Source organism: Streptomyces sp. NPDC055025 (assembly GCF_053608565.1).
Map to the genome: position 1 here is coordinate 1 of NZ_JBSGVS010000050.1, position 26,638 is coordinate 26,638.

Genomic DNA, 26,638 nt, shown 5'->3' on the forward strand with positions numbered 1-26,638 from the left:
GGGGCAGACCATGACGGTCTGCCCCGCACCCCTGTTCATCCGCGCCGGTCAGTTCTCCAGGAGCCGGTCAGTTCTCCAGGAACGGATAGTCGATGTAGCCCTTGTCGTCGCCGCCGAAGAAGGTCGCCGGGTCAGGGGTGTTGTACGGGCCGTCGGTCTTCAGCCGGTCCGGCAGATCGGGGTTGGCGAGGAAGAGCGCTCCGAAGGAGACGATGTCCGCCGTACCGTCCTCGATCAGCTTCAGCTCACCGGCGCCGGTGAAGCCCTCGGTCGCGGCGTTGAGGACGAGCGTGCCCGAGAACTGCTTGCGCAGCACGACCGTCAGATCACGGGTGTTCTCGATCAGGTGCAGATAGGCGAGGCCGAGCGGCTCCAACTCCTTGACCAGCGCGATGTACGCGGCGTCGGGCTCGGGCTCCACGATGCTGTTGTACTGGTTTCCGGGCGAGATCCGGATCGCGGTGCGCGAGGCGCCGATCTCGTCGGCGACCGCGCGGGTCACCTCGACCGCGAAGCGGATACGGCCCTCCACCGAGCCACCCCACTCGTCGGTGCGCACATTGGAGCCAGGGGCCAGGAACTGGTGGATCAGATAGCCGTTGGCACCGTGCAGCTCGACCCCGTCGAACCCGGCCTCGATCGCGTTGCGGGCGGCGGAGGCGAAGTCCGCGATGGTCTCCCGTATCTCGTCGGAGGTCAGCTCGTGCGGGGTGACGAAGTCCTTGGGGCCGTCGTGGAGATAGACCTGTCCCTCCGCGGCGACGGCGGAGGCGCTCACCGGCACCAGACCGTCGGGAAGCAGGTCCGGGTGGCCGATCCGGCCGGCGTGCATGATCTGGGCGAAGATCTTGCCGCCCTTGGCGTGTACGGCGTCGGTGACCTTGCGCCAGCCCGCGATCTGCTCGGCGCTGTGCAGACCGGGGGTGTCCGGGTAGCCCTGGCCGACCACGGAGGGCTGGGTTCCCTCGGTGATGATCAGACCGGCGGAGGCGCGCTGCGCGTAGTACTCCACCACCGAGTCGGTGGGCGAGTGGCCGGTGCCGAAGGCGCGGCTGCGGGTCATCGGAGCCATGGCGATGCGGTTGGCGAGCTGCGTACCCGAGAGGTCGATCGGGTCGAACGCTGTGGTCATGAACGCTCCCGGAGCGGTGAATGGCCGACTGTGAACGGCCGGCACGACAGACATGGCGACTGCGATGCACCGACCGGTATGTGGTCGGCCAAGTAATCAACCGTGGATCACCCTAACGTATTCCTTGGCCGACCAAGCTAAACTCTTCCCCATGACCTCGGAGCGCACGGACGACCCTGCCTGTACCGGCGACGCGCCACCCGACCTGCCACGCGACCCGGCGGACGAGTTGTCGGACGAACTGCCGGATCGACTGCCGGACGGCCCGTCGGGCGATCTGCCGGGCGCCGCGCGAGGCGGCCCGGTCAGCCACAGCCTGTCCCGGGTCGCGCGGCTGCACCGCATCGCGGCGGCGAAGCTGCTGCGGAGCGCCGGCCTCTACCCGGGCCAGGAGCTTCTGATGATGTATCTCTGGGACACGGACACCGCGCGCCAGTCCGAACTGATCAAGTCGATGGATCTCGATCCGTCGACCGTCACCAAGATGCTCCAGCGGCTGGACCAGGCCGGTTATGTGAAGCGCTCGGCCGATCCGGGGGACCGGCGGGCGGTGCTGGTCGAGGCGACCGGGGAGAGCTGTGCGCTGCGTTGGGAGGTCGCGAACGCCTGGACGACCCTGGAGGAACACACGCTGGCGGGGCTCGACGACGCCGAGCGCGAGGAGCTGACGCGGCTGCTCGCCAAGGTCGAGACGAACCTCTGCCGGGAGACCCAGGAGTGTCCGGAACGGCACGGGGAGACGCGTACAGCGGAGGTGCCGGGTCCGGCGGAGGAGCGACCTTCGGCGGAGGTCCCCGGCCCGGCGGAGGAGCGGCACCCAAGCGAGAAGGGCCGTCCGCGGACCGGGCAGCAGCACCGGGCGTAGACCGGTCGACAGCACCGGCGAAAGCCGGGTGCGGGAAGGGGCCTTCAACGATGGACGAGCGACTGGACAAACTCCGCCACGGCCTGGGGGAGTTCTGCGCCGGGGCCCTGGCGGAGCACGGCGCTCCCTCGGTCTCGGTCGCGGTGGCCGAGCGGGGCGAGGTGGTCCTCGCGGAGGCGTACGGCACGGCCGACACCGCCACCGGCCGCCCGGCGACACCCGCCACGGCGTACGGACTGGCCTCCGTCACCAAGCCGGTCACGGCGACCGCCGTCTGTCTGGCGGCCGACGAAGGACTGCTGGATCTGGACGAGCCGGTGCCCGGGGCCGTACGCACGCCCTCCGCAGGCCACGACCGGTGGCCGGCGCCGACGGTACGTCAGCTGCTCCAGCACCGGGGCGGTCTCGGCGCGTTCTACGCCTGGGACTACGGAGACGGGGCGCGGACGGTCGACGCGGACGCCTACACCCGGCTCCACCGGGAGCCGGGCACCGGCTTCGAGTACGCGAATCTCGGTTACCGGGCCCTGGGGCGGCTGCTGGAGACGGTCACCGGGCAGGAGTTGAGCGCGTTCGTACGGGAGCGGGTGTTCGAGCCGCTCGGACTCACCGGCTGCCATATCGCCCGTACCTACCCGGGCCCCGCGCCCTCGGCGGTCCGCTACACCGTCGACGGCCGCGCCTACCCGGACTACGGCTGCGACCACCCCGGTGCCACCCTCGGCTGGGCCCCGGCCGGTGAACTGGCGCTCTTCGCACAGTCGTACGAGCGGCTGCTGAAGCCGGACACCGCCGCGGCCATGAGGACCGGGGTCCCGATCAACGCCCATGTCGGCTACGGGCTCGGCTGGTGTGTGTCGCGCGCCGAAGGACCCGCGGACGGCGCGGACCTGACCGTGCTCAGCCATGGCGGCGGCGGGGGCGGGGTCGCGGCGATGACGGTCGCCGTGCCCGGACGAGAGCTTTCCCTCGCCGTGCTGTCCAACAGCACCGGCAAGGCGGCGCGCGACGCGATCGTCCGGTACGTACTGGACGTACTCGTCCCGGGCTGTACGAGCGAGCGTATCTCCCCGTGGATCCCCGACCCCGAGCGTCCTTCGAGGCTGCCGGCGGGTGGTGCGTGGGCGGGCAGGATCGGCACACCCGAGGGCGATGTCCCCATAGCGGTGCGCTTTCTGACGTCTCGTCAGGAAAATCGTCAAGGGAGCCGTCAGGAGAGCCGTCAGGGCGATCACGAGGTCGGTCCTCAGGTCGAGATCCGGCTCGGTGACGGCGACGGCACGGGCGAGGGCGCCGCCGCGGCCGCCCCGTTGATCGCCCGCGCCCCGGCCCTCGCCTCGGACGCCTGGGATCTACGGGCCGATGTCCCCTGGCAGTTGCCGACGGCGGACGCGCGCGTCAGCAGTCCTCGTCTGCTCCTCGGCCTCCGGCTCGAAGGGAACAGGCTGACCGGCGTGGCCCAGACCTACAAGTCCGGTGACGCGGAAGGTCTGCTGGGGAACTTCCTGACCCACCCCTGCGAACTGACCGAACTTACCGAGCTGACCTGACCGACCGGGACCGACCCGGCTGACCGGACCGGCGGAACCAGCCGGGCCGGTCACTCACCCGGCCAGCACATCCAGCGCCCGGTCCACATCCGCGGTGGAGTTGTAGATGTGGAAGGCGGCCCGCACATTGCCCGCGCGGATCGCGACGGCCACCCGGGCCCGTTCGAGGTCCGGGTGACGGTGTGTCAGCCCCGGTACGGAGACGATGACGGAGCCCTCGGCGGGAACCGGCTCATGGCCGAGGCCGATCAGGCCCTCCCGGAAGCGGGCGGCGAGCGCCGTGTTGTGCGCGCGGACCGCGTCGGCTCCGATCTCCTCCAGCAGCGCGAGGGACTCGGCGGCGCCGTGGTACGAGAGGAAGGACGTCGGTTCGTCGAACCGGCGCGCGGAGTGGGCCAGTTCCTTGACGGGACCGTAGGTGCTGGCCCAGAGGTCCTCCCCCGCGATCCACCCCGCGTGCAGCGGCACCAGCGTCTCCTGCGCCTCTTCCGTCACCGTGAGGAATGACGTACCGCGCGGACAGACGAGGAACTTGAACCCGCCGGTGACGGTGTAGTCAAACGCTCCCGCGTCCACGGTCAGCCAGCCCGCCGACTGGGTGGTGTCGACCAGCGTACGGGCGCCGTGCGCGACGGCGGCGGCCCGTACCGCCGCCAGATCGGCGATCCGGCCGTCCGCCGACTGAACCGCGGAGAACGCCACCAGCGCGGTGCCCGGCCGTACCGCCTCCGCGAGCTCCGCCAGCGGCGCGTACCGCAGCTTGAGGTCGCCCCGTACGGCGAACGGTGTGATCACCGAGCTGAAGTCCCCTTCGGGGAGGAGGACTTCGGCGCCCGCCGGCAGCGTGGCCGCGATCAGTCCGACATGGATCGAGACCCCGCCGCCGGTGGCGACGCGCTCGGCCGGCACACCGGCGAGCCGGGCGAAGGAGGCACGGGCGGCGCCGACCGTCTCGAAGTTCCCCATGCCCACCCCGCGCCCGCTCGCGTTCTCCTCGACCAGCGCGTGCACGGCGGCGACGGCCCTGCGGGGCAGCAGACCGCAACTGGCGGTGTTGAGATAGGTCGTCTCGGGCGCGAACTCGGCGCCTCCCAGGGTGTCCATGAACCCACCCTGGAACCCGCCTACCTCATAGTCAATCGCTTAATACTAATGAGCACACCCAAGCAGTCCTTATGAATGGGCTCCGGCCTGCGGAATCTCGCAGGAACCGTCGGTGTCGCACACCGCGGCATCCGGCGCGGTGACGGCGACGGGCGTGATCACACGTCCCTGCCACGCCTGCTCCAGGGCCTGGGTGAAAAGCTCGGCCGGCTGCCCGCCGGAGACTCCGTACCGCCGGTCGAGTACGAAGAACGGCACCCCGTTCGCCCCCAGCTCGGCGGCCTCGCGCTCGTCGGCCCGTACGTCGTCGGCGTAGGCGTCGGGGTCGGCGAGGACCCGGCGCACCTCGCCCTCCGCGAGCCCGGCCTCGACCGCGAGGCCCACCAGGGTCTCCTGGTCGTAGATGGACCGGTCCTCGGCGAAGTTGGCCTTGTACGCGAGATCCAGCAGCGCGTCCTGCCGGCCGTGGGCCTTGGCGAGATGGAGCACCCGGTGGATGTCGAACGTACTGCCGTGGTCGCGCCCCTCGATCCGGTAACCGAGCCCCTCGGACCGCGCGTTGGAGGCCACGTGCTCCTCCATGGCGAGCGCCTCCTCCCGGCTCCGCCCGAACTTCTCCGCCAGCATGTCGACCACCAGACCGACATTCCCCTTGGCCCGCCCCGGATCCAACTCGAAGGACCGGTGCACCACCTCGACCTCGTCCCGATGGGCGAAGGCCGCCAGCCCCTTCTCGAAACGGGCCTTCCCGATGTAGCACCAGGGACAGGCGATGTCACTCCAGATCTCGACGCGCATAGCTCCGCTTCTCTCCGCTTCGGTACCGGTCCAAGCGGAGACCCCCTCCGCCATTACGGGAACATCCTGCCCCGCCACCCCATTCCCGCGCCGCCCCGGGGGTCGGGAGCGGTGCGGGCTCGGGGCGGGCTCGGTGCGGGCTCGGGGCGGGCTCGGGGCGCGTCCCGTTCTCCGTCTTCAGCTCTCCCTCTTCAACTCTCCCTCTTCAGCGCGCGTCCGTCGGAGCCATCGTCTCGACGAGTCCGACCGCGGTCGCTTCGAGAAGGAAGCCGAGTCTCGGGGCGAAATCGAGGGCGACATGGCCCCAGCGCGGTACCTGCTCGTAGAGGGCGGCGAGCGTCGGAGTCGGGTGTGACACCTGCCAGAGGCTCGCCGCGAGCGCGAGTGCCGTGGCCAGCAGGCCCTCGATCTGCTCGGCCGTCATGCCGCTCGCGCGATCCAGCGTGCTCACGATCTCGTCGTGAGCGGCGAAGGCGTTGGTCTTGTAACGGCGGGCCCGTTCGATGTCGACGTCGCCTTCGAGGGACAACGGGACATGGGTCAGCAGGTCGCAGAAGACGGGCAGCGAGGCGAGAGTCCCGGCGACGAGCTTCGCGATCTGCCGGGGCCCGAGCCCGGTGCGATCGCCGGCCTCGCCCTTGATCGCGTCGCGCCACCGGCCCCATCCCCGCTCGGCCAGTTCGAGAAGCAGTTCCTCCTTGCTGGCGTAGTAGCGCCGCACGCCGGTGCGGTGCAGGCCCGCGCGTTCGGTGACCGGCGCCAGGGTGATGTGCCGGACGCCGCCGAGCTCCAGGGCGAGCGCCTCGGCCGCCGCCAGCAGGTCTTCGGAGCGACGTGTCTTGTCCTCGGTCGATCGGGCTCTGCGGTGCATACCCGAACTCTAACGCTCGCGAGGTGCGCTATTCGGTGGGAGCATGCTACGTTCGCCGTAACGCATCACGAGGTGCGTTACGGCGCTACGACTCCTGGAACGCGACCTTCAGCGGTCACGCGCGAAACAGCGCGAAAGAACGCGAAACGGTGCGAAACAGCGCAAAAGAAAAGGAACCATCATGAAAGCCGTTCACCTCACACGATTCGGCGACCCGACCGTGCTGGGCGTCGTCGATCTGCCCGATCCGGAACCCCGGCCCGGACAGATCTCGATCGACGTCACCCACGCGGCCGTCGGGCTCATCGACGTCTTCTTCCGCCAGGGGCTGTTCAAGGACCAGGAGGGGCTGCCCCGGCCGCCGTTCGTTCCCGGTCTCGAAGTCGCGGGCACGGTAAGCGCGCTCGGCGACGGGGTGACCGGCTTCGCGGTCGGCGAGCAGGTGGTCACGCTCTCCGCCACCGGCACGGGAGGGTATGCCTCGGTGCTCGTCAGCGACCAGGCCCTCGTCATATCCACGGAGGGCTACGGCATCGATCCCGCCCTCGCCGTCGCGGCCGTCCCCAACGCGGCGATGGCCTCCCTCGCACTCACCCGCGTCGCCCGCATGTCCGCGGGGGAGAGCATCCTCGTCCACGGCGCCCTGGGTGGTTTCGCATCCGCTTTTCCCGGCATCGCACGACAGCTCGGTGCGTCACGGGTGGTCGGTTCCGTCCGCGCCGGCAAGCTGGAGGCGGCCTCCGCCACCAGACTGCCGTACGACGAGATCGTCGACTCCGCGGAGTTGCCCGACGCCCTCCACGGCCAGACGTTCGATGTCGTCATCGACCCGGTGGGGGGTGCGGTCCGGGCCCGGAGCCTCGATCTGCTGGCACCGTACGGCCGTCTCCTGCTGGTCGGCAACGCGAGTGGCGACTGGAACAATCCCATCGACAGCAACCGCCTCTGGCTCAACGGTTTGACCGTCTCCGGGTTCTCGGCGGGCTCCTACATTCCGGCGCACATGGAGGAACTCCGGCCCGCGGCCGAGGCCGCGCTGAGGGCGGTCGCGGACGGCCTGGCCGAGACCGAGGTCGATGTCCTCCCACTGGCCGACGCCGTGACCGCGCACGAACGGATGGAGAGCCGCTCGGTCAACGGCCGCATCGTCCTCACACCGTGAGCGTCCCCGCGCCGTGAACGTCCCCACACCGTTATCGCCCTCACGCCGTGAGCGCCGAGCCCGCACGCCGACGGCGACGTCCTGCCGGGGTTGATCGGGGTCAGTCGTGGTCCGGGGTGGCCGGGGACGGGACCGGGTGGGGGCGGGTCCGGGCGGACGTGCCGTGTTCGTCCAGGGGGTGTGCCGGTGTGCGGAGTGTGCGTACCTGGGGGGCCAGCAGGGCGGCGGCGGTGGCGAGGACGACCAGGGCCGCGCAGCCCGCGAGGGCGGGGCCCGTGCCGGTCCTCGCGGCGATCGGGCCCGCGATCAGCAGGCCCAGCGGGGCGAAGGCCAGGGATCCGAAGATGTCGTAGGAACTGACGCGGGAGAGCGCCGCCTCGGGCACTTCGCGCTGGACGGTGGTGGACCACAGCACTCCGAAGATGTCGTTGGCGACACCCGCGCAGAACATGGCGGCGGCGATCGACCAGACGGGCGCGTGCGCGGAGAGCAGGATCATGGGGGCGGCGGCCGGGAAGGTCGCCAGCACCGCGACCAGGACCGGCCGGCGTACCCGTACGCGCGTGGCGATACCGGCGCCCGCGATCATTCCCAGCGCCTGGGCCGCGACGATCAGTGACCAGGCCCGCGCGCCGCCCAGCCCTTCCTCGGCCGTCAGGGGGCCGAGGACCCCGAGGGTCGCGTTGATCGCGGCGACGACGACGGCGTACTGGGCGACCACCGCCCACAGCCACTGCCGGGAGGCGAACTCGTGCCAGCCGTCCCGCAGATCCGCCCAGCCGGAGGAGACGGCGCGGGGCGAGGTGGTGAGCCGCAGACCGTTCACGAACAGCGCGCTGACGGCGAAGGACACGGCGTTCAGCGCGAGGGCCCAGCCCGCGCCGACCAGGGCCACGGACACCCCCGAGAGCGCGAGGCCGAGCAGCATGGCGCTGTTCGTGCCGATCCGCAGCGCGCCGTTCGCCCGCTGGAGATGGTGCGCGGGCACGATCAGCGGGACGACACCCTCCATCGCCGGCAGGAACATCGCGGTGGCCGTCCCGGCCAGCACCGCCAGGACGCACAGGGCCCACAGGGGCGCGTGGCCCGTGAGCACCATCGCGGCCAGTCCCCCGTACGCGGCGGCGCCGACGGCATCGGAGAGAACCATCAGCCGCGAGCGCGACATCCGGTCGGCGATCACCCCGCCGACAAGGACGAAGAGAAGCTGCGGAAGTGCCTGGCAGGCGAGCACCAGCGAGAGCTTCCCGGGCCCCGCGCCGGGGAGGGCCAGCACCGCGAACGCCAGCGCCACCCGCGCGAATCCATTGCCCAGCACCGAGACGGTACGGGCCGCCGCCAGAAGAAGAAACCGCCGGTCACGGAGGAGCGGCGCGGGCGCCGAGGCTGCTGTCATGGCGAGTCACCCTAGGCCGCGCGCTCTCCGCCCACACGTGTTTCCGGACGGTGGACGGCGCGGTCCGGGAAGCTCAGGAGGCGCCGGACAGGCCGAGCGATTCCACCCGATCCACCCGGCCCGCCCCCTCACTCACGACTCACCCTTGCTCCCGCTTGCTCGCACTTACTCACGCACGGAACGTACAGAAGGTACGGGAGGTACGGGAACCTCCGCGTGGCCGTCGACACGGCGTGGCACACCCAGCGGGTTCTCGTCGGTCAGTTCCGGCGGGAGCAGCGCCGCCGGCGTGGACTGGTAGGTGACCGGGCGCAGCCAGCGCTCGATCGCCGTCGCGCCGACCGAGGTGGAGGTCGAGGTGGTCGCCGGGTACGGGCCGCCGTGGTGCTGGGCCGGGGCGACGGCGACACCGGTCGGCCAGCCGTTGACCAGGACCCGCCCGGCGAGCGGGGTCAGTTCGGCGAGCAGCTCGGCGGTCCCCGGCACGGCGCCCGCGCTCTCCGCCTCCGCGAGCTGGAGCGTGGCGGTCAGATTGCCGGGCAGCCGGGCGAGAACGGAGCTGATCTCGTCGGTCGAGCCGTACCGCGCGACCACCGTCACCGGGCCGAAGCACTCCTCCAGCAGGAGATCGTGCGGTCCGGCCTTGGTGAGCAGTTCGGCGGGCAGGGAGAGGAAGCCCGCGCTGACGGTGTGTTCGCCGCCCGCGCCGGGGGTGATCGGGGCGTCGACATCCGGCAGCGCGGCCCGTTCCCGTACGCCCGCGACAAAGGCGTCCCGCATCCGGTGGTCGAGCATCACCCCGGGCTCGGTCTCGCTGACGGCCGCGGTGAGGGAGGTGACGAGCCGGTCGCCGGCCTCGCCGGCCGGGGCCAGTACGAACCCGGGCTTGGTGCAGAACTGCCCCTCCCCCAGCGTCATGGAGCCCGCCAGCCCGGCACCGATCTGCTCGGCGCGCTCGTCGGCCGCCGCCTCGGTGATCACCACCGGGTTGAGGGAGCCCAGCTCGCCGTGGAACGGGATGGGCGCGGGCCGGGCCGCCGCGGCGTCGAAGAGGGCGCGCCCGCCGCGTACGGAACCGGTGAAGCCGGCCGCCGCCACCAGCGGGTGCTTGACCAGCTCGACGCCCGCCTCGAAACCGTGCACCAGGGTGAGGACGTCCTCGGGCAGCCCGACCCGGGCCGCCGCCCTGCGCAGCACGGAAGCGCACAGCTCGGAGGTGCCCGGGTGGTCGGGGTGCGCCTTGACGACGACGGGGCAGCCCGCCGCGAGCGCGCTCGCGGTGTCACCGCCGGGCACCGAGAAGGCGAGCGGGAAGTTGCTCGCGGAGTAGACGGCGACCACACCGAGCGGCACCTTCCAGCGGCGCAGATCGGGCCAGGGCGGTGTACGGCCGGGATCGGCGTGGTCGATCCGTACGTCGAGGAAGGCCGCTTCCTCGACGACCTCGGCGAAGGCACGCAACTGGGCGGTCGTACGGGCGAGTTCACCGGTGAGCCGGACGGGTCCGAGAGCGGTCTCGGCGTCCGCCGCCTCGATGACGTGCTCACCGGAGGCGTCGAGCAGATCCGCCGCCGCACGGAGCAGGGCGGCGCGGACGGTACGGTCGGCGAGCGCGCCCCTGGCGGCGTACGCGCCCCGCACCGCGCGGTCGATCTCCTCGGCCGTGGCCTCGTGCGCGACCTGTTCACGTGGCTTCCCCGTTCGGGGGTCGACACTCCAGACTGGTGCTGCTGCCACCGCGGCTTCCTTCCCGACTGCCCGACCCGCCCGACCCGCCCGACTCCCCCGATGTGCGACCGGTGGACCGTTCGAGCGTTTCGACCGTTTCAACCGTTTGGACCGACTGTCACCCATCGGAACTTGTTCGGTATTCTGAACAGGATTCGTGATGGTGAATCTGTAGGGACTCTATTTCCGCGCGTTCTGTGTGGTCAAGAGTGGTCCGGAAGGCGAAAAGGGGCGAGGACGATGTCGGCTGCTGAGACCGGTGGAGCACAAGTCAAGTCCGCCGTACGGACGGTGGAACTGCTCGAATACTTCGCGGGGCGCCCCGGCATGCACTCCCTCGCCGGCGTCCAGGAGGCGGTCGGCTACCCCAAGTCCAGCCTGTACATGCTGCTGCGCACGCTGGTGGAGCTGGGCTGGGTGGAGACGGACGCGACGGGCACGCGGTACGGCATCGGCGTACGGGCCCTGCTGGTCGGCACCTCGTACATCGACGGTGACGAGGTCGTGGCGGCGGCCCGCCCCACCCTGGACCGGCTCTCCGACGACACCACCGAGACCATCCACCTCGCGCGTCTCGACGGCACCAATGTCGTCTATCTCGCCACCCGTCAGTCCCAGCACTATCTGCGGCCCTTCACCCGGGTCGGGCGCAGACTCCCGGCCCACTCGACCTCGCTCGGCAAGGCGCTGCTCGCGACCCACAGCGACGAGCAGGTGCGCAAGATGCTGCCGGAGACCATGCCCGCGCTGACCGAGCACACCATCACCGACCGCGAGAAGCTCATCGAGGAGCTGCACACCGTCCGTGAGCAGGGCTTCGCCGTGGACCGTGAGGAGAACACCCTCGGGCTGCGCTGCTTCGGTATCGCGATCCCCTACCGGACCCCGGCCCGCGACGCCATCAGCTGCTCGGTGCCGGTGGCTCGGCTCACCCCGGGGCATGAGCAGATGATCAAGGACACCCTGTTCGACGCGCGCGACCGGCTCACGCTCGCGACCCGGCGGCTCTGATGAACGCCGGGAGCGACGTGCGTCTGCGCGAGGTGCGGGAGAGCGATCTGCCGCTCTTCTTCGCGATGGCGCAGGACTCCGAGGCGAACCGGATGGCCGCGTTCACCGCGGCGGACCCCGCCGACCGGGCGCGTTTCGACGCCCACTGGGCGCGGATCCTGGACTCGGCCGGGATCGTCGCGCGCACGGTGCTCGCCGAGGGGGCGGTGGCGGGGCACGCGGCGGTGTACGGGCCGGCCGGGGAGCGCGAGGTGACGTACTGGATCGACCGCGCCCGGTGGGGCCGCGGCATCGCGACCGCCACACTGCGGGCGCTGCTCGACGCCGTACCGGAACGGCCGCTGTTCGCGCGGGCCGCCGCCGACAACGCGGGCTCGATCCGGGTGCTGGAGAAGTGCGGGTTCACCGTCAGCGGCCGGAACAGGGACTACGCGCCGGGGCGTGGCGAGGAGATCGACGAGGTGCTCCTCACCCTCGAAGGATGAGCGGCCCTCGGGGGATGGGCCACTCTCGGGGGACGAGCCGCCCCCAGGAGCCGGGCCGCCCAGGGCTCCGCCCCCACGAGGCCTTCCTGAAGAGTTCCTGAGAAGCGAGGCCACGGGGAACACCGCCCCCGCTCCCGCTCGTCCCCCGTACGGGACGACGCACGGGGATGAAGATGAACAGAACGATCAGACACACGGCGGTGGTCTGTCTGCTGATGGTGCTGGCCCTGCTGGTACGGGCGACCTGGGTGCAGGCGTACGAGGCCAAGGCCCTCGCCGACGACAAGCACAACAGGCGGCAGATCATCGCCCAGTACGCACAGCCGCTGGGCGACATCATCGTGGCCGGTTCGCCCGTCACGGGCTCCAGGAAGACGGCGGGCGGTGATCTGGCGTACGAGCGCACCTACACCGACGGCGCGCTCTACGCGCCCGTGACCGGCTACAGCTCACAGGCGTACGGCTCCACCCAGCTCGAAGGCATCTACTCCGATGTGCTCGACGGGACGGACAGCCGGCTGAAGAACCCGCTCGACGCGGCCCTGGGCAAGCAGACCGCGCCCGGCGATGTCCTGACGACGATCGATCCCGCCGTACAGGAGGCCGGCTACGCCGCGCTGGGCGCCAAGAAGGGCGCCGCGGTCGCCATCGACCCGGTGACCGGCCGGGTGCTCGCGGTGGTCAGCACCCCCTCGTACGACCCGACGAGGATCAGCGGGACGACGGACGGCGACGCCTGGAGCTCACTGACCGGCGACCCGGCGAAGCCGATGGTCAACCGCGCGCTGCGGCAGCCGCTGCCGCCCGGCTCGACCTTCAAGCTGGTCGTCGCGGCGGCGGCGCTGGAGGACGGTCTGTACGGCTCGGTCGACGAACGGACCGACAGCCCCGATCCGTACGAACTGCCCGCCACGGCCACCGTCCTGCGGAACGAGAACGGCTCGGCGCCGTGCGAGAACGCCAGCATCCGTACCGCCCTCGCGTACTCCTGCAACACCGTCTTCGCGAAGATGGCCGACGACCTCGGCCAGGACAAGGTGCGCGCCATGGCGGAGAGGTTCGGTTTCGGCGACACCACCCAGGATGTGCCGGTGCGGGCCTCGGAGAGTGTCTATCCGTCCGGCATGGACCGGGCGCAGACGGCGCTGACGGGCATCGGCCAGTTCGATGTGACCGCGACCCCGCTCCAGATGGCCATGGTCTCGGCGGCCCTGGCCAACGACGGAGAGCTGGCGGCGCCGCACATGGTGTCGAAGGTGGTGGACGCGAGCGGTGACGCCTTGCGGTCGTACCCGGACGGGGACACCACCCGGATCGTCTCCTCGTCGACGGCGGAGCAGTTGCGCAGCGCGATGGTGACGGTCGTCGAGGACGGTACGGGGACGAACGCCGGGATCGACGGCGCCGAGGTGGGCGGCAAGACGGGTACGGCGCAGCACGGCGTGGACAACAGCGATACGCCCTACGCCTGGTTCACCTCGTACGCGAAGGACCCGGCCACCGGCAAGGAGGTGGCGGTCGCGGTGGTGGTCGAGGACTCGGGCGCGGCGCGCTCGGAGGTCAGCGGCAACGGCCTGGCCGCTCCGATCGCGCGGACGATGATGACGGCCGCCCTGGGGTGACCGCCCTGACGTGACGGCACCGAGATGACCGCGCCGAGGTAACGCCCGTACAGCGACCGGCGTACGGTCCGCCGCATGATCCCCGGCCGACCGGGCGAACCGGGCGACCGGGCGACCAAACCGGCCGACCGGCCCGCCGCGCCGGGGGATCATGCGGAACCCGAGCTGTTACGCGCTCTGCGCGGCCGCCTCCTCCGCCGTGATGCGCGGCCTGCCGGCCACCGCCATCCGCTCGGCGGTCCGGCCCGCGGCCGTCGGCGCCGGGTCCGCCGGGCGCCGGGTGTGCCAGTCCGTCACCGCCTGGTACGCGGCGGCGACCTCCAGCAGCCGGTCCTCCTCATACGGCCGGCCGCCGAGGATGACCCCGGCCGGGATCCCCGATGTGAAGCCCACGGGGAAGGCGATCTCCGGCAGTCCGAGGATGTCGAACGGCACGGGCCCGGTCTGGAGCAGCACATCGCAGCGGGCCATGACCCCGTCGAGCACCTCGCGCAGCAGATGGTTCTTGGCGCGCTGTGCCGTGATCCACTCGTCGCCGGAGAGCATCAGCCCCTGGAGCCAGCTCAGCAGGGAGACCCCGAACTTGGCCGGGTCCTCACGCAGCCAGTACCGGAACGGCTCGGTCCGCTCGGACAGCCGCGCGTCGTTGAACGAACCGGTCAGCAGCGACCAGTCGGCCGGATAGGTGACATCGACGAGCGTCACCCCGGAGAGGGAGTCGAGCTTGTCGAGGAACGCCCGGCGCGGATCGGCCGCGGAGCTGAGGAAGTCCGCGGGCACACCGATCCTGGTGGCCCGGCGCAGCTTCACCTTGCCCCGCGAGAGCACCGGGGTCGCGGCCCGTACGAGATCGGGGAGGGCGGGAAGGCCGAGGGTGCGCGGGTCGTGCGGATCGGGACCCGCCATCACCGCGAGCATCAGCGCCGCGTCCATCGCGTCGCGCGCGAGCGGCCCCGGGTGGTCACGGGTGTAGGAGAGCGGGATCACGCCATAGGCGGAGACCCGGCCCATGGTCGGCTTCAGCCCGGTGAGATTCTGCCGGTTGGAGGGCTGGACGATGGATCCGCCGGTCTGTGTACCGATGGAGGACGAGGCCAGCCGTCCGGCGACGGCGCAGGCGGGGCCGGTGGAGGAGCCGCCGGGATCGGTGGCGGGATTCTCCGGGGTCCAGGCGTTGACGGTGGTGACCGTTCCGTTCGGGGTGGTCGCGCGGGTGGTGGCCAGCGGCCCCATCTGCCCCTTGCCCAGCACGATGCCGCCCGCGGAGGTGAGCCGTGCGACCGCGGTGGCGTCGCGGTCGGGGACGAAGTCCTCGAAGATGAAGGAGTTGCAGCGCGTCGGCACTCCGCGCGTGTAGTAGTTGTCCTTGATACAGAGCGGGATTCCGCTCAGGACCCCGCCCCGCCCGCCGCTCCGGTCGGCCTTGCGCGCTGCGGCGAGCGCGCTCTCGCCGGTCACCTCGGCGAACGCCTGATAGGTGGAGTCGTAGGTCTCGATGCGGTCGAGGTACGCCTCGACGAGCGTGGTGGACGTCAGCTTGCGGCGGCTCATCAGGACGGCGGCCTCGGCGAGCGTCGCCTCCGTGGGATCACGGCGTGCCGCGTCGCGTACGTCGATGTCGGGGAGATACGGCTTGCGCCCGGCCGAGCCCGCCGAACTGCCGGAGCCGCTGGAACCGCTGGAACCGCTGAAGGAAGACGTGTGCGCGGCGGCGGGGGTCGCGAGGGCGGATCCGCTGATGACGGCGCCCGTCACCGCGGCCGAACTGGCCAGGAAGACACGGCGGTTGACGGCACGACGGTTGACGTCGGCACTCATCACGCGTCCGTTGACATCGGGGCTCATCGTCCGTCCGCCTTTCCGGTCCAGGCCTCGGTGATCGAGGGATAGAGCAGCGGGGGCGAGGCCTGCTGGGCGTACGCGGCGGCCGGGGTGCCGCTCACCGGCGGTGTCCAGCCGGCGATGGCGGCGGGGCCTCCGGTCACGAAGGAGCGCAGCGAGCGCAGCGCCTGGTCACGGGTGGGGACGCCGGTCTCGGGGTCCGGCTGCGCGGGCAGCAGATCGAGGTCGACGCCAGCCAGGGCGAGTCTGGTCCGTATGTACGCGTCCAACTGCTCCTGGGTGGGCGGCTGAGGCTGGCTCAAAAGAACCTCCGGGAAGGTGCATGCCGTGCGGGGGGTGCGGGCGTGACTCCATCAGCCGCCGATGACTGCCCCATTGAGCACATGCTTCATGGGTGTTACATCGAACGCACCCCCGCGACCCCGCGCACCCCCGGCCGCGGCCCGGCCGCACCCCCGGCGACCTGGCACGACGCCGGTGGCGCGGCTGCCACTACGTCACATCGAGCAACTGCTCGACGGGGTCGATCACGAAGTAGACGAGGAACAGCGCCGCCGTCCCCCAGAGCAGCCAGTGCACCTCACGCGCCTTGCCCAGCACTGTCTTGATCAGGACGTACGCGATGAACCCGGCGCCGATGCCGTTGGTGATCGAGTACGTGAACGGCATGACGGCGATCGTCAGAAAGGCCGGGATCGCGATCTCGTACTTCTCCCAGTCGATGTGCCGCACCTGGGTCATCAGCAGGAAGCCCACCACGACCAGCGCCGGGGCCGCCGCCTGCGCGGGGACCACCAGGGCGAGCGGGGCGAGGAAGAGGGAGAGTCCGAAGAGCGCGCCGGTGACGAGGGAGGCGAAGCCCGTACGCGCGCCCTCGCCGACGCCCGCCGCCGACTCGATGTACGAGGTGTTGGAGGAGGCGGAGGCCGCGCCGCCCGCCACCGCCGCCGCGCCGTCGATCAGCAGGACGCGGCCGAGATGGGGCACCTTGCCGTTCTCGTCGAGGAGTCCGGCCTCGCTGGAGACACCGACGACCGTGCCCATGGTGTCGAAGAAGTCGCTGAGCAGAAGCGTGAAGACGAGCAGGACGAGGGTGATCACACCGATCTGCTCGAAGGCGCCGAAGAGGCTGAAGGAGCCGACGAGCCCGAAGTCGGGCGCGGCGACGACATCGTCGGGGACGGACGGTGCGGTCAGGCCCCAGGCGGTGGGCGCGATATCGGCGATCTCGTTGATGACGACGGCCACGACGGTCATCACCACGATACCGATGAGGATCGCGCCCCTCACCTTCCGCGCCACCAGCGCGACGGTCAGCAGCACACCGAGGCAGAAGACCAGGACGGGCCAGCCGGAGAGCTGCCCCGCCGCGCCGAGCTGCACCGGTACGGAACCGGTCTCCCCGGGGATACGGGTGACGAAGCCCGCGTCGATGAAGCCGATGAAGGCGATGAAGAGGCCGATGCCGACGCTGATGGCCTGCTTGAGCGAGTGCGGGATGGCGTGCATGACCGCCTCGCGCAGCCCGGTCACGACGAGCGCGCAGATCACCAGTCCTTCGAGGACGATCAGCCCCATCGCGTCGGGCCAGCTCATCAGCGGCGCGAGCTGGAAGGCGACGACGGCGTTGAGTCCGAGGCCGGCGGCGACGGCGAGCGGCAGATTGCCGCCGAGACCCATGACCGCGGTCATCACGGCGGCCACCAGCGCGGTGGCGGTGACGAGTTGGGGCCCGGAGAGATGGGCGCCGAACTTGTCCTCGGCACCACCGAGGATGATCGGGTTGAGTACGAGGATGTAGGCCATCGTGAAGAAGGTGGCGAAGCCGCCGCGCACCTCGCGTCCATAGGTCGAACCGCGCTCGCTGATCTTGAAGTACCGGTCCACGGCGTCGCGTCGGGGCCCGGCGGCGCTCTCCGGGCTCTCTGGCGACTGCGGGGTCGGGTCCACGGTCTGGCCTGACATGGGGCTCCTCTTGCCGACGACGGTCGCGGGGGGTAGAGGGATTGTGCCCCTGTCAGGGACAGTTCAGGTTTTCGCCGTGTTAACGACCTTGCCCCCACGCGCGAACCGAGTCCGCCCTTCCGAGTCGGGATCGTCGAGCCGTGCGAACATCACCTCGGACGGGCCCAGTTCATACAGCATCCCGCTCGGCTCGAACATGACAGCGAGTGAGCTTCCGGCATCGGCTCTGAGGGTGAGAGTGAACCCCCGCGCCACCATCAGCCTCTCCTCCACGCGTCCAGAACCTGGACGGGATTCCCACGTCGTCGGCAGGCGGCGTGAAGGTTCGCCGGGTGTCCGGCAGCCGCGTCATCGGTTACGCGTCGCGGTGGGGATCGTAGACGTAGGGAGTCGTGGTGCTCAGCACGGTGAACCCGAGTCGTTGCAGGATGGGGCGGCTCATGTCGGTGGCGTCGACGTGAAGGTAGCGGTAGCCGAGGTCGGCGGCGGTCCGGGCGCGGTGGGCGACCAGAGCCCGGTAGATACCCCGGCCCCGCCAGGCGGCCACGGTGCCGCCGCCCCAGAGGCCGGCGAAGTCGGTGCCTGGTCTCAGTTCCATCCGCCCCGCGCACACGGGCAGGTCGTCGGCCATCGCGACGACCATGCTGACGGTCTCGGAGTTCTGGGCGAGCTGGGTGAGCAGCCGCTGCCGCAGACGGGCACCGCTGGTGCCGAAGGCCTGTTCGTGGACGTCTGCCACGAGGTCCACCCCGGCGGTGTCGGTCACCGGACACAGACGCACGCCGTCGGGCAGCGCGGTGTCGGTGGGCAGGTCCCGGACCGGCGCGACCATGACAGCCTCCTGCGGCTCAGCCGTGAACCCGGCCGACTTCAGCCGCCTCCCGAGGTCACCGGGACGGTCGTGGGCGTATGTCTTCCATTCGAACTCCCGCCCAAGTGCGGCGAAGTACCGCGTCTGTTCCCTGATCGCCGCGTCTGCCGTGGTGTGGTCGAGATCCGACCAGAGGACGCCGTTCCAGTCATGATCCGCGCCGGCCTGCCGCACGACGTCGCCGTCACGCTCGATACGGGCCCCGGGACCGTCGGCCCGCGCGTCGCGCCTCAACTGACGGTCGAACAGGGCACGTACTTCTTCATGGTTCATCCGCTCACTCCAGCATGGGGAGGGCGACCGCACCACTGGATTACGCACGCGGCTCGCAGAACAGTCTTGATCAAAACATCGAAAAGCCCTGTCGGATTAGTTTGAGCAGCACCGACAGGGCTTTCCAACTGAATATTGACTACGAAATCACCACAGGCGGGCGACTTCGCGATCACTGGAGTCCAGGACAATATAGTCGGACTCCCCCGGATAGGGCAGCCAGACCGATATTCCATTCGACCAGATATTAATCTCGACGGAAGGAGCAAGGCCCGGGTCCAGTTGCAACGTGATGAATTCATCGGCGCCGAGTGTGAAGACGACCCCACCCGGCTCGAACGTAACTCGTGCGGGCCCGTCGGCCGCAGCGAGCTTCATATTCATCACCGAACGATCAGTCTCCACGCCACCTCCAGGCGTCAATGATCTCCTGCAACAGTTGTACGCGGTTTCTTGCGGTGTTCACGGGTGATCCGGAGTTCAGCACTCCCCGTCCGGCCGCGCCGCCCTTGCCCGCGTTGACAGCTCCCTGATAGAAGTCCTGGAGCTTCTCCGCATCGCTCCGGCCGGCAAGACCACGGAGAACTTCCGGCGTACGCGTGCCAATGAGTTCTTCGGGGTCGCTGTTGCCCCAAATCTTGTTGCCGACGATATTCATCCTTCCCCCCTCAAGCGTGGGCGGCTTCACGTAACCGCCGCTTTCGGGCAGAGGATTTGCCAGGTCTTTGGCGACACCGTCGGAACCCACACCGAATCGTGCTGGAGCGCCTTATTGAGACGGCGTGCAGCATCTGGCCATGCCTATATCTCAATCACGAGAACAGTCGATCTACCTCTTTTCCATCTTGATCAAAAACGACAACATCCCCATACAGCCAAACCGAAACCCCTCCGGCCCAGTAGATGATTTCCATTTCATCAAGCCTGGATGGCGAGAATTCAAAGAACATGAACGCGCCCGGCTCTAGCTCATAGTTAACTCCAAGCGGCTCGATCATCAGCGTAAAGCCGACAGTCTGGTCTGCTGCAATCTTGACCCTGCTCATACGCCATCCCTCGATCTATCCGTCATGTCCATAAGCGTCAATAATGCGCTGAAGCAGCTTGACGCGACCTGCGGCACTCGGGTTCTGAGGACGGAGCGCATCAGCATTGACATAGAACTTGCGGAGCCTAAGTGCATCGGAAAGTGAGGCTTGGCCACGCAGCACCTCCGCACTCGGAGACTCACCCAGGGCTTTTGCAACGCCGTCTGGCGATCCTCCCCAAATCCTGCTACCAACGCTCGCAGCCGTCGGACCACCTTCCAGCGGCCTGGTGCCATTCGTTCCAGGCATTGGCACGGATCCATCGGGATTTACGTCGGGTTTGAAGCAGTTCGAATTATGAACCAGAATCGGCGTCTCACCGGCGAGTACATAGTACGTGTGGGTGTCCGCGACGGTGAGGTTGTGGACGGTGGCCTGCTGGGCCCGGCGGGCGATCGCCGTGATCTGGATGCGGGAGCCGGCGGACGTGCGCAGCCACTGGCCCGGCTCAAGATCGGTGGCGTCGACCCATTCGCCGACTTCGGGCAGCCAGAAGGGGTGGCCGTCGGTGGCCGTGACGGTCGTCCTGTCGCCGTCGATGTCCAGGGTGATGGTGACGAGGCGCTTCAGGCCTTCGCCCGTGATTTCGGCGGTGACGGTCTTGACGGCGGTCTTGCCCGTCCTGGGGTCGGTGGCGATGACCTTGTCGCCGTTCTCGACGTCCTCGATGGGTTTGGTGCTGCCGTCGGCCATGAGGACTTCGGTCCCGGGGACGAAGCTGTTGCAGGCCCTGAGGACCTTGGCGCCCTTGAGTACCCGTGCCAGGGGCAGGTCGAGGGCGGCGTTCCCGCAACTGGACCAGCTTTCGCCGCCCAGGCAGCTCTTCCAGGAGTCGATGTCCGGAGCGACCAGACTGACGACGACGGCCGTCACCAACTTGTCGAACTGGCTCTGGCCGAGGGTCACCAGTCCCATCGCCTCGGCCGCCTGGCAAAAGGCCGTGCCCTGGTCCGCGGAACACATGTCCTGCGCCCACTCGCCCAGGCGCTCGTCGTTCTCGACCAGGGGGTACATGGCCTGAAGCGTGATGGCGGGCGGGAGGGCCTGTCCCTCGATCAGGATCTGGCCGTTCTCGTCCTGGGTGACGTCGACCGTACGGGCGGGAGTGTCGCTGTCCGGTTTGGACGTGCCCCCACCGCCGCCCACCGGGTAGATGACCTTCCCGTCGTCGTCGTAGCAGTTCTGCGTGGTGCAACCGGGACCGTTGTCCGGGGTCCAGACGGTGCCCGGGTTGTTCGCACTGCATCCGTCGCAGAACAGGCCACTGGGATCGGAGAAGGTGAGCGGATTGTTGTTGCCGTAGGTATAGCCGTGGATCTGCTGCGGGTCGGTCAGATCCATCACCGGGTCGACGGAGAGGAAACGCCCCGTCGAAGGGTCGTACTCACGGGCGCCCAGGTGCGTCAGATCGGTGGAGGTGTCGTTCGTGCCGCCGACGAAACCCTTCGTGCCGGGCCAGGAGGCCGGCTGAGTGCCGCGAAGGCCGCCGAAGGGCAGGGTGCGGCGCTGGGACATCGCCTGGGTGGCGGGATTGACGGCGAGCTGGGCGGTGCCGTGATGGTCGGCCAGGGTGAAGGAGACCGTGCCGTTGTCCTCCTGGACGGCCTGGTGGCCTCCGCCGAGATCGAAGTAGCGGGTGGCCTTGGCGGTCGTCGCGCCCTTGGCGACGGTGACCTCGGTGGAGCCCAGGTAGAGCGTGGACTCGGTGGGGGTGCGGGCGATCAGCCGGTTGCCGTCGGCGTCGTAGAGGTACTCGCTGACCTTCGGCGAGCCGCCCTCGACGGGTTCGGTGACCTTCGCCAGATGGCCCTCCGCGTCCCAGTCCAGATCCTGGGAGGTGCCGCTGCCCAGAACCCGGGTGTCGGTGTTGCCGATCTCGTCGTAGGTGTAGCTGCCCAGCGTCTCGATGCCGGGACCGGTCGTGGTGACCGAGGTCAGGGCGTGGGGCCGGACCGCGCCCGCGCCCGCTTCGGGGTAGTCGTAGGAACGGGTGACGTCCTTGGACGCGTCGCCCGAGACATCGTGCTCGACCTCGGTCAGCCGGTTGCCGACCTTGTCGTACGTGTACGACTGCCAGTACGGAGCCGGGCCGCCCAGGACCCCGCCGCTCGGCGCCTCGGAGCAGACCGTCGTGGGCTGTGTCCACGCCTCGGTCAGGCGGCGCAGGTAGTCGTAGTCGAAGCACTGGGTGTCGGTGCCGGAGCGGGAGACGTCCGACACGGACAGCGCGTTGCCGGCCTCGTCGTAGCGGAAGGTCGACGACTGGTCGACGCCCGGCACGTCCTGGCGGTCCACCCGGGCGTTGGCCAGGCGCTGGGTGCCCCACTCGTAGGAGTTGGTGGCCCACAGCTTCTTGCCGTCGTCGTTGGACAGCTCGTACTGCGTCGGCTTGCCGGTCAGGGTGTAGCTGACCGTGGCGTCCACTCCCTGCTGTTCGGCGAGCGCGATCGGGCGCAGCGTCTCGTCCTCATAGGTGAACGAGACGGTGGTGGCGGGCAGCGCCCCGGCCTTGGGGTGGCCGACGCCGTGCACGGTTCCGGCCACGTCGTACGACGTCGTCGACTGATAGGTGCCCTGGAGGGCGCCTTCCGTCGCGGGAATCGTGACGCTGCTGAGCGTGGCCCGGTACAGCCGGTCGTAGGTGACGACCTTGCTGGTGTACGCCTGGCCGCCGCTGTAGCGGGTGGACTCGGCGAGTTGTCCCTTGGCCCCGCTGACGGTGTCGTACACCCACTTCGCACGGAGGGTACCGGTGGCGGACCCGGAGCGCAGTTCGGTCTTGCGGCCGACACCGTCGTAGACGTAGGCCAGTGTGGTTCCCCGGTCGTCCACGACGGAGGTCAGCAGGCCGCGGTCGTCGTAGTGCTGGTCGATCGTGCCTTTGTCCGGGTCCTTGGTCTCGGTGACCTGTCCGAGCAGGTCGTAGGTGTACTTCCACTCGTTGCCGGCCGGGTCGGTGACCGTGCTCAGTTCGCCGCGCGGTGTATGGGCGTACTTCGTGGTGTCGTACGCGGAGTCGGCGGTGCGCTGGTGATGCTGGCGCAGTTCGGTCGTCTGTCCCCTGGCGTCCGTCAACGTGGTGGCGGCGGTGCCGCCGTCCGGCGGGATGACGGTGGTGCGGTCGCCGCCGTAGATCGTCCTCGTCACGCCGAGGACATCACCGCCGTCCCCGTTCCCGGCGATCCGGCGCGCCTCGACCTGGCGGCCGAGGCCGTCGTAGGCGTAGCGGTTCTGGGTCTCGACACCGAGCGCGTCCGCGGGTTCGAAGAGCCCGGTGGACGGCTTGCCCGTCGCGTAGTAAGTGGCGAACTCCTTTTCCGTCAGGCCACGTTCGTCGTAGAAGGTGTCGGCCAGGAGCCGCCCGCCGCCGGGGCCGGGTGCCTGGGTCTGCCTGGGGCGCAGGAATCCGTCGTAGAGCGTGTAGGACGTGCTCTGCACACCGTTGTTGCCGAGTGTCCTGGTTCCAACGGCGATCGGCTGGCCGTCCACGACGGTGTAGGTGTATTCGTAGGTCGGCGTCTGGCCGGTCAGCCGGTCGGCGAGCCACACCTTGGTGGAGCGGCCCAGCGCGTCATAGGTGAAGGTGGTGACCTTGCCGTTGGTGTCGGTCTGCGTCAGCGGTACCCCGCGCAGCGGTTCACGGGTGGTGGTGAAGGTCTGCGCGGTGGTGCTGTCGCCCGGTGTCGCCGGAGGTGCGGTGACTTTGGCGGACGCCGGGAATCCGGTGGTCGGCGTGTATGCCGTGGTGGTGGTACGGCCGTCGGAGCGGGCGGTACGGGTGAGTACGCCGTCCTTCACCGTGACGTTCGCGGTCAGGTCGGTGCTGGTCAGTTTCCGTCCGTACGCGTCGTAGGTGGCGCCGGACTCCGCATAGGTACGGGTCGTGGCGTCCTGGGACTTGAGCAGCGCCGTCGCCGTGGAGTCGCCCTTCGTGGGCGCGGTCCCGTAGCCGCCTCCGTCGTAGGCGTTGCGTACGTCGGAGATGACGACCGGGGACGTCTCCGGGAGACCGCACCTCTGGGCGATCGCCACGACCCGGGAGGGCAGGGTGAGAATGCCGGCGGTGTTGGTGGTGTAGGTGGTGCGGGTGCATTTGTCGTCGGCGGACGTGGAGCTGTCGCCGAAGTCGTCGATCTCGGTCACCCGTCCGGCCACGGTGTCGAACTCCGTGTCGGACTCGGTGCTACGCCACCGGGTGCCCGCACCGTCGTCGAGGGAGGTCCAGGACTTGGTGGACTTGGTGCCGGTGAAGTTGGCGCTGACCGTGCCCCAGTCGCGTACCTTCTTCGCCGTCTCGTGGTGCCAGGGCCGGTTCACGGTCCTGTTGAGCACCTTGCCGCCGGGGCCCGAGTAGCTGACGGCCTTGTACGTGAAGCCGGCGGCCGATTCATGGTCGGTGAGCGGATCGCCCTCGTCGGTGCCGAGGGCGATACTGACGGATTTGGTGCCGCCGCTGGGACTCGCCCTGTCGCCGTCCATGCCGCGCATGAAGTAGGTCTCGGCCTGGGACCTCATCGCGGCCGCGCCGCCCTGGCCGCCGGTCTTGACCTGGACCCGGCCGTAACCGCGCCACTGCGACCAGGTCTTGAACTTCTCCTTCGTCAGGCCGTCGTCATCGTCGTAGTGCCAGGCCGCCCCGCCCAGGTACTCATACCTCGTGACCCGGTCCGGGGAGCCGCCCGTGCGGTCGGTGGCGGTCACAGAGGTGACGACGTACTTGTTGAACCACTGCCGTTCCGGGTCGTCCGTGGTGGTGCCGCCGATGTACTGCGGGAAACAGCGGGTGGTGTTGGTCTGCGGGGTCGGCAGCGCGTCCCAGTCGCACGCGGGATCCGAATAGCCGACATCGGTCTGGCCGCCGGCCTCGTCGGCGATGGTCGAGAGGCGGTCCTTGATGAAGGGGGCGTAGCCGTCGCCGGTCTTGTCCAGACGGTTGGCGAGCTGGGTGTAGGAGAAGGTGGTCTTCGGCAGCGTGATCGCCGGTGTGGCGGTGTGGCCGGTGCGCTGGACGGAGTCCAGCAGCAGCTGGTAGTTGGTGTCGGCCATGCCCCAGCGGTGGGTGAGCTTCCACGAGTCGACGTTCTGGTACGCGTTGGACCTCAGCACCTGGGTGGCCACCGACGTGAGCCGGTTGCGGGTGAAGAACGCCGGGGAGAGCCGGCCCTCGTCACAGTCCGTACCCGCTGCGCAGTTCAGGTCCCAGGGCGTGTCGTACCAGTAGAACGCGTCATCGGCGATGGAGTCGCAGTCGGTCTGCGTGTCCGGGATGCAGCGCTCGCCGCTGGTGAAGTCGACCTTGGCCAGCGCCTTGGCCGCATACATGGCGGAGGAGTCCAGGCCGTATTCGATCCGGTCCAGGTAACCGCCGCGGGTGTAAGGGGTGTCGTCCTCGGCCTTGAGGTTGCGACCGTAGGAGTTCGACTCCTTGTCGTAGTAGTAGGCGATCGCGTTGCCGTGCGGGTCGACGGTGTAGTCGAGGTTCCAGCGCCAGCCCTGCTGGCACCAGGAGGCGGCGAAGGTGGAGGCGTGGCACGGTTCGCCGGAGTCGTCGCCGAAGACGGGAACGGTCCAGGTGGAGTCGGTGGTCTCCTTGCCGGCCGCCCATCCGGGCAGCCGGTTGTAGCCGAAGAAGTACTGGAAGCCGTCCGGGGTGGTGATCTTCCAGTACTCGTCGTTGCGGGCGTCGTTGGACCGTACGTCGCCGGTGGTGCCGTAGACGCGCTCGACCTTGGTGCCGTCGTCGTCCTTCAGCTTGAACGAGTTGGTGCCGTTCGGCACCAACTCGCCGCCCTTGCCGTTGAAGGATATGAACGCGTTGTCGTAGCCCCAGCACAGATCGCCCGGGGTGTCGCCATCGGCGTTCTCGGCATCGTCGTCCGCACACGTCTTGTAGCGGCGCTCGATGAATCCGGGCCACAGGTCGAATCCGTCGCCCGCCCACGAGGACTGGTTGTTGGTTCCTCCGGTCCGGCCGTCGACCGAGCCCGAGGAGTACGACAGGCCGACGCTGGGCGTCAGTCCGCCGGGGACATCCGGTGCCGGCATGTCGTACGACCAGGAGAAGTCACCGGTATTGAGACTGGTGCTCCAGGTGGCGGAGGGCGAGAGGGGAGTCGCCGTGTAGTCGCCGCTCCCGCTGCTCGCCTCCGCGACCGCCGCCAGGACCGTCGGTGCGCCCGCGCGCACGGAAACGGCGTCGGCGGTCAGTGTCCGCTTCTCGGTGTCATTGACCGTGGGGACAGGCTCGGCGGAGCGGCAGCGCTCCTTCTCCGGTGTGGTCACGGCACACGCGGGCAATTCGACCAGTGTCAGCCGGGACGCGTAGCCGCCGCCGAAGGCCCCGGCGAAGGAGGAGTAGTCCAGTTCGGCTCGCACCCGTCCCGGGCCGCCGCCCTGCGCGGACGAGGAGCGCAGGGTGAACAGCGGACCGCCGACACCTGCCTTCTCGGCCGCGTCACGGCCGAGTACTCCCGCCCGCACCGTGCCCCACGCCGCGTCCTTGGCGCGCGTTGCCGGTGCTTCCAGGGTGAGCGGCACGCCCTGGACCTTCACGGGAGCGGCCCCGGCCCCTGTGGGCAGTTCCACCACCGCCGAGGCGGCCTTCGGCCAGTCCGCGTCGGGCTCCGCCTGCGGGGTGCGCGGGCCCTTCATGAGCGTACGTGGCTCGGCCCGGCCCGCCGTCGCGCCCGGCACGGGCTTCTCGGCCCGCGGCAGATCGGGGCGGCCCGTGCCCTCGGCGATCGCCACGGGCGCCGCGGCCACGGCTTGCAGCAGTGTCGCGACCATCACCGTGGCCGAGGCCAGTGCGACACGGCGGCGAACCACTCGGATCCGTCTGCTCAGTCTGACGTTCATCCCTGTCCTGTCCTCGTCCT

The 26,638-nt window shown here is 69.7% G+C and carries 20 protein-coding genes and 1 pseudogene; 6 read left to right on the forward strand and 15 right to left on the reverse strand.

Going from position 1 to position 26,638, the window contains the following annotated elements:
* Window positions 1–67 precede the first annotated feature (67 nt).
* On the reverse strand, window positions 68–1,132 hold the full coding sequence (locus tag ACWGDX_RS27450) for an alkene reductase (protein WP_453629739.1): 1,065 nt from the start codon (window positions 1,130–1,132) through the stop codon (window positions 68–70).
* Window positions 1,133–1,283: 151 nt separating this feature from the next.
* Between ACWGDX_RS27450 and ACWGDX_RS27455 the strand changes: the two are divergent.
* Window positions 1,284–1,862, forward strand: a pseudogene (locus tag ACWGDX_RS27455) (MarR family winged helix-turn-helix transcriptional regulator); the annotation flags it as partial.
* 185 nt (window positions 1,863–2,047) lie between these two features.
* Window positions 2,048–3,547, forward strand: a complete 1,500-nt coding sequence (locus ACWGDX_RS27460; RefSeq protein ID WP_453629741.1) for a serine hydrolase domain-containing protein — start codon at window positions 2,048–2,050, stop codon at window positions 3,545–3,547.
* A 54-nt stretch (window positions 3,548–3,601) separates the two neighbouring features.
* On the opposite strand, the gene ACWGDX_RS27465 is transcribed toward ACWGDX_RS27460, so the two are convergent.
* The 3 genes from ACWGDX_RS27465 to ACWGDX_RS27475 form a co-directional block, all read right to left on the reverse strand.
* Window positions 3,602–4,651 (reverse strand): aminotransferase class V-fold PLP-dependent enzyme, encoded by a 1,050-nt coding sequence (locus tag ACWGDX_RS27465; protein WP_453629743.1) that lies wholly within the window; start codon window positions 4,649–4,651, stop codon window positions 3,602–3,604.
* Window positions 4,652–4,720: 69 nt separating this feature from the next.
* Entirely contained in the window at window positions 4,721–5,449 is a 729-nt protein-coding gene (locus ACWGDX_RS27470) for a DsbA family oxidoreductase (protein ID WP_453629745.1), read from the reverse strand.
* Between the two features lie 205 nt (window positions 5,450–5,654).
* A complete protein-coding gene (locus ACWGDX_RS27475; protein ID WP_453629747.1) occupies window positions 5,655–6,320 on the reverse strand; it encodes a TetR family transcriptional regulator in 666 nt (221 codons plus the stop codon).
* 181 nt (window positions 6,321–6,501) lie between these two features.
* Between ACWGDX_RS27475 and ACWGDX_RS27480 the strand changes: the two genes are divergently transcribed.
* A complete protein-coding gene (locus tag ACWGDX_RS27480) occupies window positions 6,502–7,482 on the forward strand; it encodes a quinone oxidoreductase family protein (RefSeq protein ID WP_453629748.1) in 981 nt (326 codons plus the stop codon).
* 100 nt (window positions 7,483–7,582) lie between these two features.
* Here ACWGDX_RS27480 and ACWGDX_RS27485 read toward each other — a convergent pair whose 3' ends face one another.
* The gene (locus tag ACWGDX_RS27485; RefSeq protein WP_453629750.1) at window positions 7,583–8,878 is read right to left on the reverse strand and encodes an MFS transporter; all 1,296 of its coding nucleotides are present in this window, start codon (window positions 8,876–8,878) and stop codon (window positions 7,583–7,585) included.
* Window positions 8,879–9,043: 165 nt separating this feature from the next.
* Window positions 9,044–10,615, reverse strand: a complete 1,572-nt coding sequence (locus ACWGDX_RS27490; RefSeq protein ID WP_453629752.1) for an aldehyde dehydrogenase (NADP(+)) — start codon at window positions 10,613–10,615, stop codon at window positions 9,044–9,046.
* A gap of 231 nt (window positions 10,616–10,846) precedes the next feature.
* Here ACWGDX_RS27490 and ACWGDX_RS27495 point away from each other — a divergent pair, with 231 nt between their 5' ends.
* The 3 genes from ACWGDX_RS27495 (at window position 10,847) to ACWGDX_RS27505 (ending at window position 13,724) form a co-directional block, all read left to right on the forward strand.
* Window positions 10,847–11,617 (forward strand): IclR family transcriptional regulator, encoded by a 771-nt coding sequence (locus ACWGDX_RS27495; RefSeq protein ID WP_453629754.1) that lies wholly within the window; start codon window positions 10,847–10,849, stop codon window positions 11,615–11,617.
* Window positions 11,617–12,102 carry a GNAT family N-acetyltransferase gene (locus tag ACWGDX_RS27500; protein ID WP_453629755.1) on the forward strand — a complete coding sequence of 162 codons (486 nt, stop codon included), beginning with the start codon at window positions 11,617–11,619 and terminating at the stop codon, window positions 12,100–12,102. The genes ACWGDX_RS27495 and ACWGDX_RS27500 overlap by 1 nt, the downstream gene beginning before the upstream one ends.
* 173 nt (window positions 12,103–12,275) lie before the next feature.
* Window positions 12,276–13,724: a penicillin-binding transpeptidase domain-containing protein gene (locus ACWGDX_RS27505; protein ID WP_453629757.1), complete on the forward strand. Its 1,449-nt coding sequence runs from the start codon at window positions 12,276–12,278 to the stop codon at window positions 13,722–13,724.
* A 168-nt stretch (window positions 13,725–13,892) separates the two neighbouring features.
* On the opposite strand, the gene ACWGDX_RS27510 is transcribed toward ACWGDX_RS27505, so the two are convergent.
* The 9 genes from ACWGDX_RS27510 to ACWGDX_RS27550 form a co-directional block, all read right to left on the reverse strand.
* Window positions 13,893–15,542, reverse strand: coding sequence for an amidase (locus ACWGDX_RS27510; RefSeq protein WP_453629759.1), 1,650 nt, complete (start codon window positions 15,540–15,542; stop codon window positions 13,893–13,895).
* 23 nt (window positions 15,543–15,565) lie between these two features.
* Window positions 15,566–15,868 (reverse strand): hypothetical protein, encoded by a 303-nt coding sequence (locus ACWGDX_RS27515; RefSeq protein ID WP_453629761.1) that lies wholly within the window; start codon window positions 15,866–15,868, stop codon window positions 15,566–15,568.
* Window positions 15,869–16,058: 190 nt separating this feature from the next.
* Complete coding sequence (locus tag ACWGDX_RS27520; protein WP_453629763.1) at window positions 16,059–17,531, reverse strand: NCS2 family permease; 1,473 nt, start codon at window positions 17,529–17,531, stop codon at window positions 16,059–16,061.
* Between the two features lie 63 nt (window positions 17,532–17,594).
* Window positions 17,595–17,729 (reverse strand): hypothetical protein, encoded by a 135-nt coding sequence (locus ACWGDX_RS27525; RefSeq protein ID WP_453629765.1) that lies wholly within the window; start codon window positions 17,727–17,729, stop codon window positions 17,595–17,597.
* Window positions 17,730–17,886: 157 nt separating this feature from the next.
* Window positions 17,887–18,675 (reverse strand): GNAT family N-acetyltransferase, encoded by a 789-nt coding sequence (locus ACWGDX_RS27530; RefSeq protein ID WP_453629767.1) that lies wholly within the window; start codon window positions 18,673–18,675, stop codon window positions 17,887–17,889.
* 147 nt (window positions 18,676–18,822) lie between these two features.
* Complete coding sequence (locus tag ACWGDX_RS27535; protein WP_453629769.1) at window positions 18,823–19,080, reverse strand: hypothetical protein; 258 nt, start codon at window positions 19,078–19,080, stop codon at window positions 18,823–18,825.
* Window positions 19,070–19,333, reverse strand: a complete 264-nt coding sequence (locus ACWGDX_RS27540; RefSeq protein ID WP_453629771.1) for a hypothetical protein — start codon at window positions 19,331–19,333, stop codon at window positions 19,070–19,072. Before ACWGDX_RS27540 ends, ACWGDX_RS27535 begins: the two co-directional genes overlap by 11 nt.
* Window positions 19,334–19,487: 154 nt before the next feature.
* Window positions 19,488–19,721 carry a hypothetical protein gene (locus ACWGDX_RS27545; protein ID WP_453629773.1) on the reverse strand — a complete coding sequence of 78 codons (234 nt, stop codon included), beginning with the start codon at window positions 19,719–19,721 and terminating at the stop codon, window positions 19,488–19,490.
* 15 nt (window positions 19,722–19,736) lie between these two features.
* Entirely contained in the window at window positions 19,737–26,618 is a 6,882-nt protein-coding gene (locus ACWGDX_RS27550; protein WP_453629775.1) for a polymorphic toxin-type HINT domain-containing protein, read from the reverse strand.
* Between the last annotated feature and the right edge of the window lie 20 nt (window positions 26,619–26,638).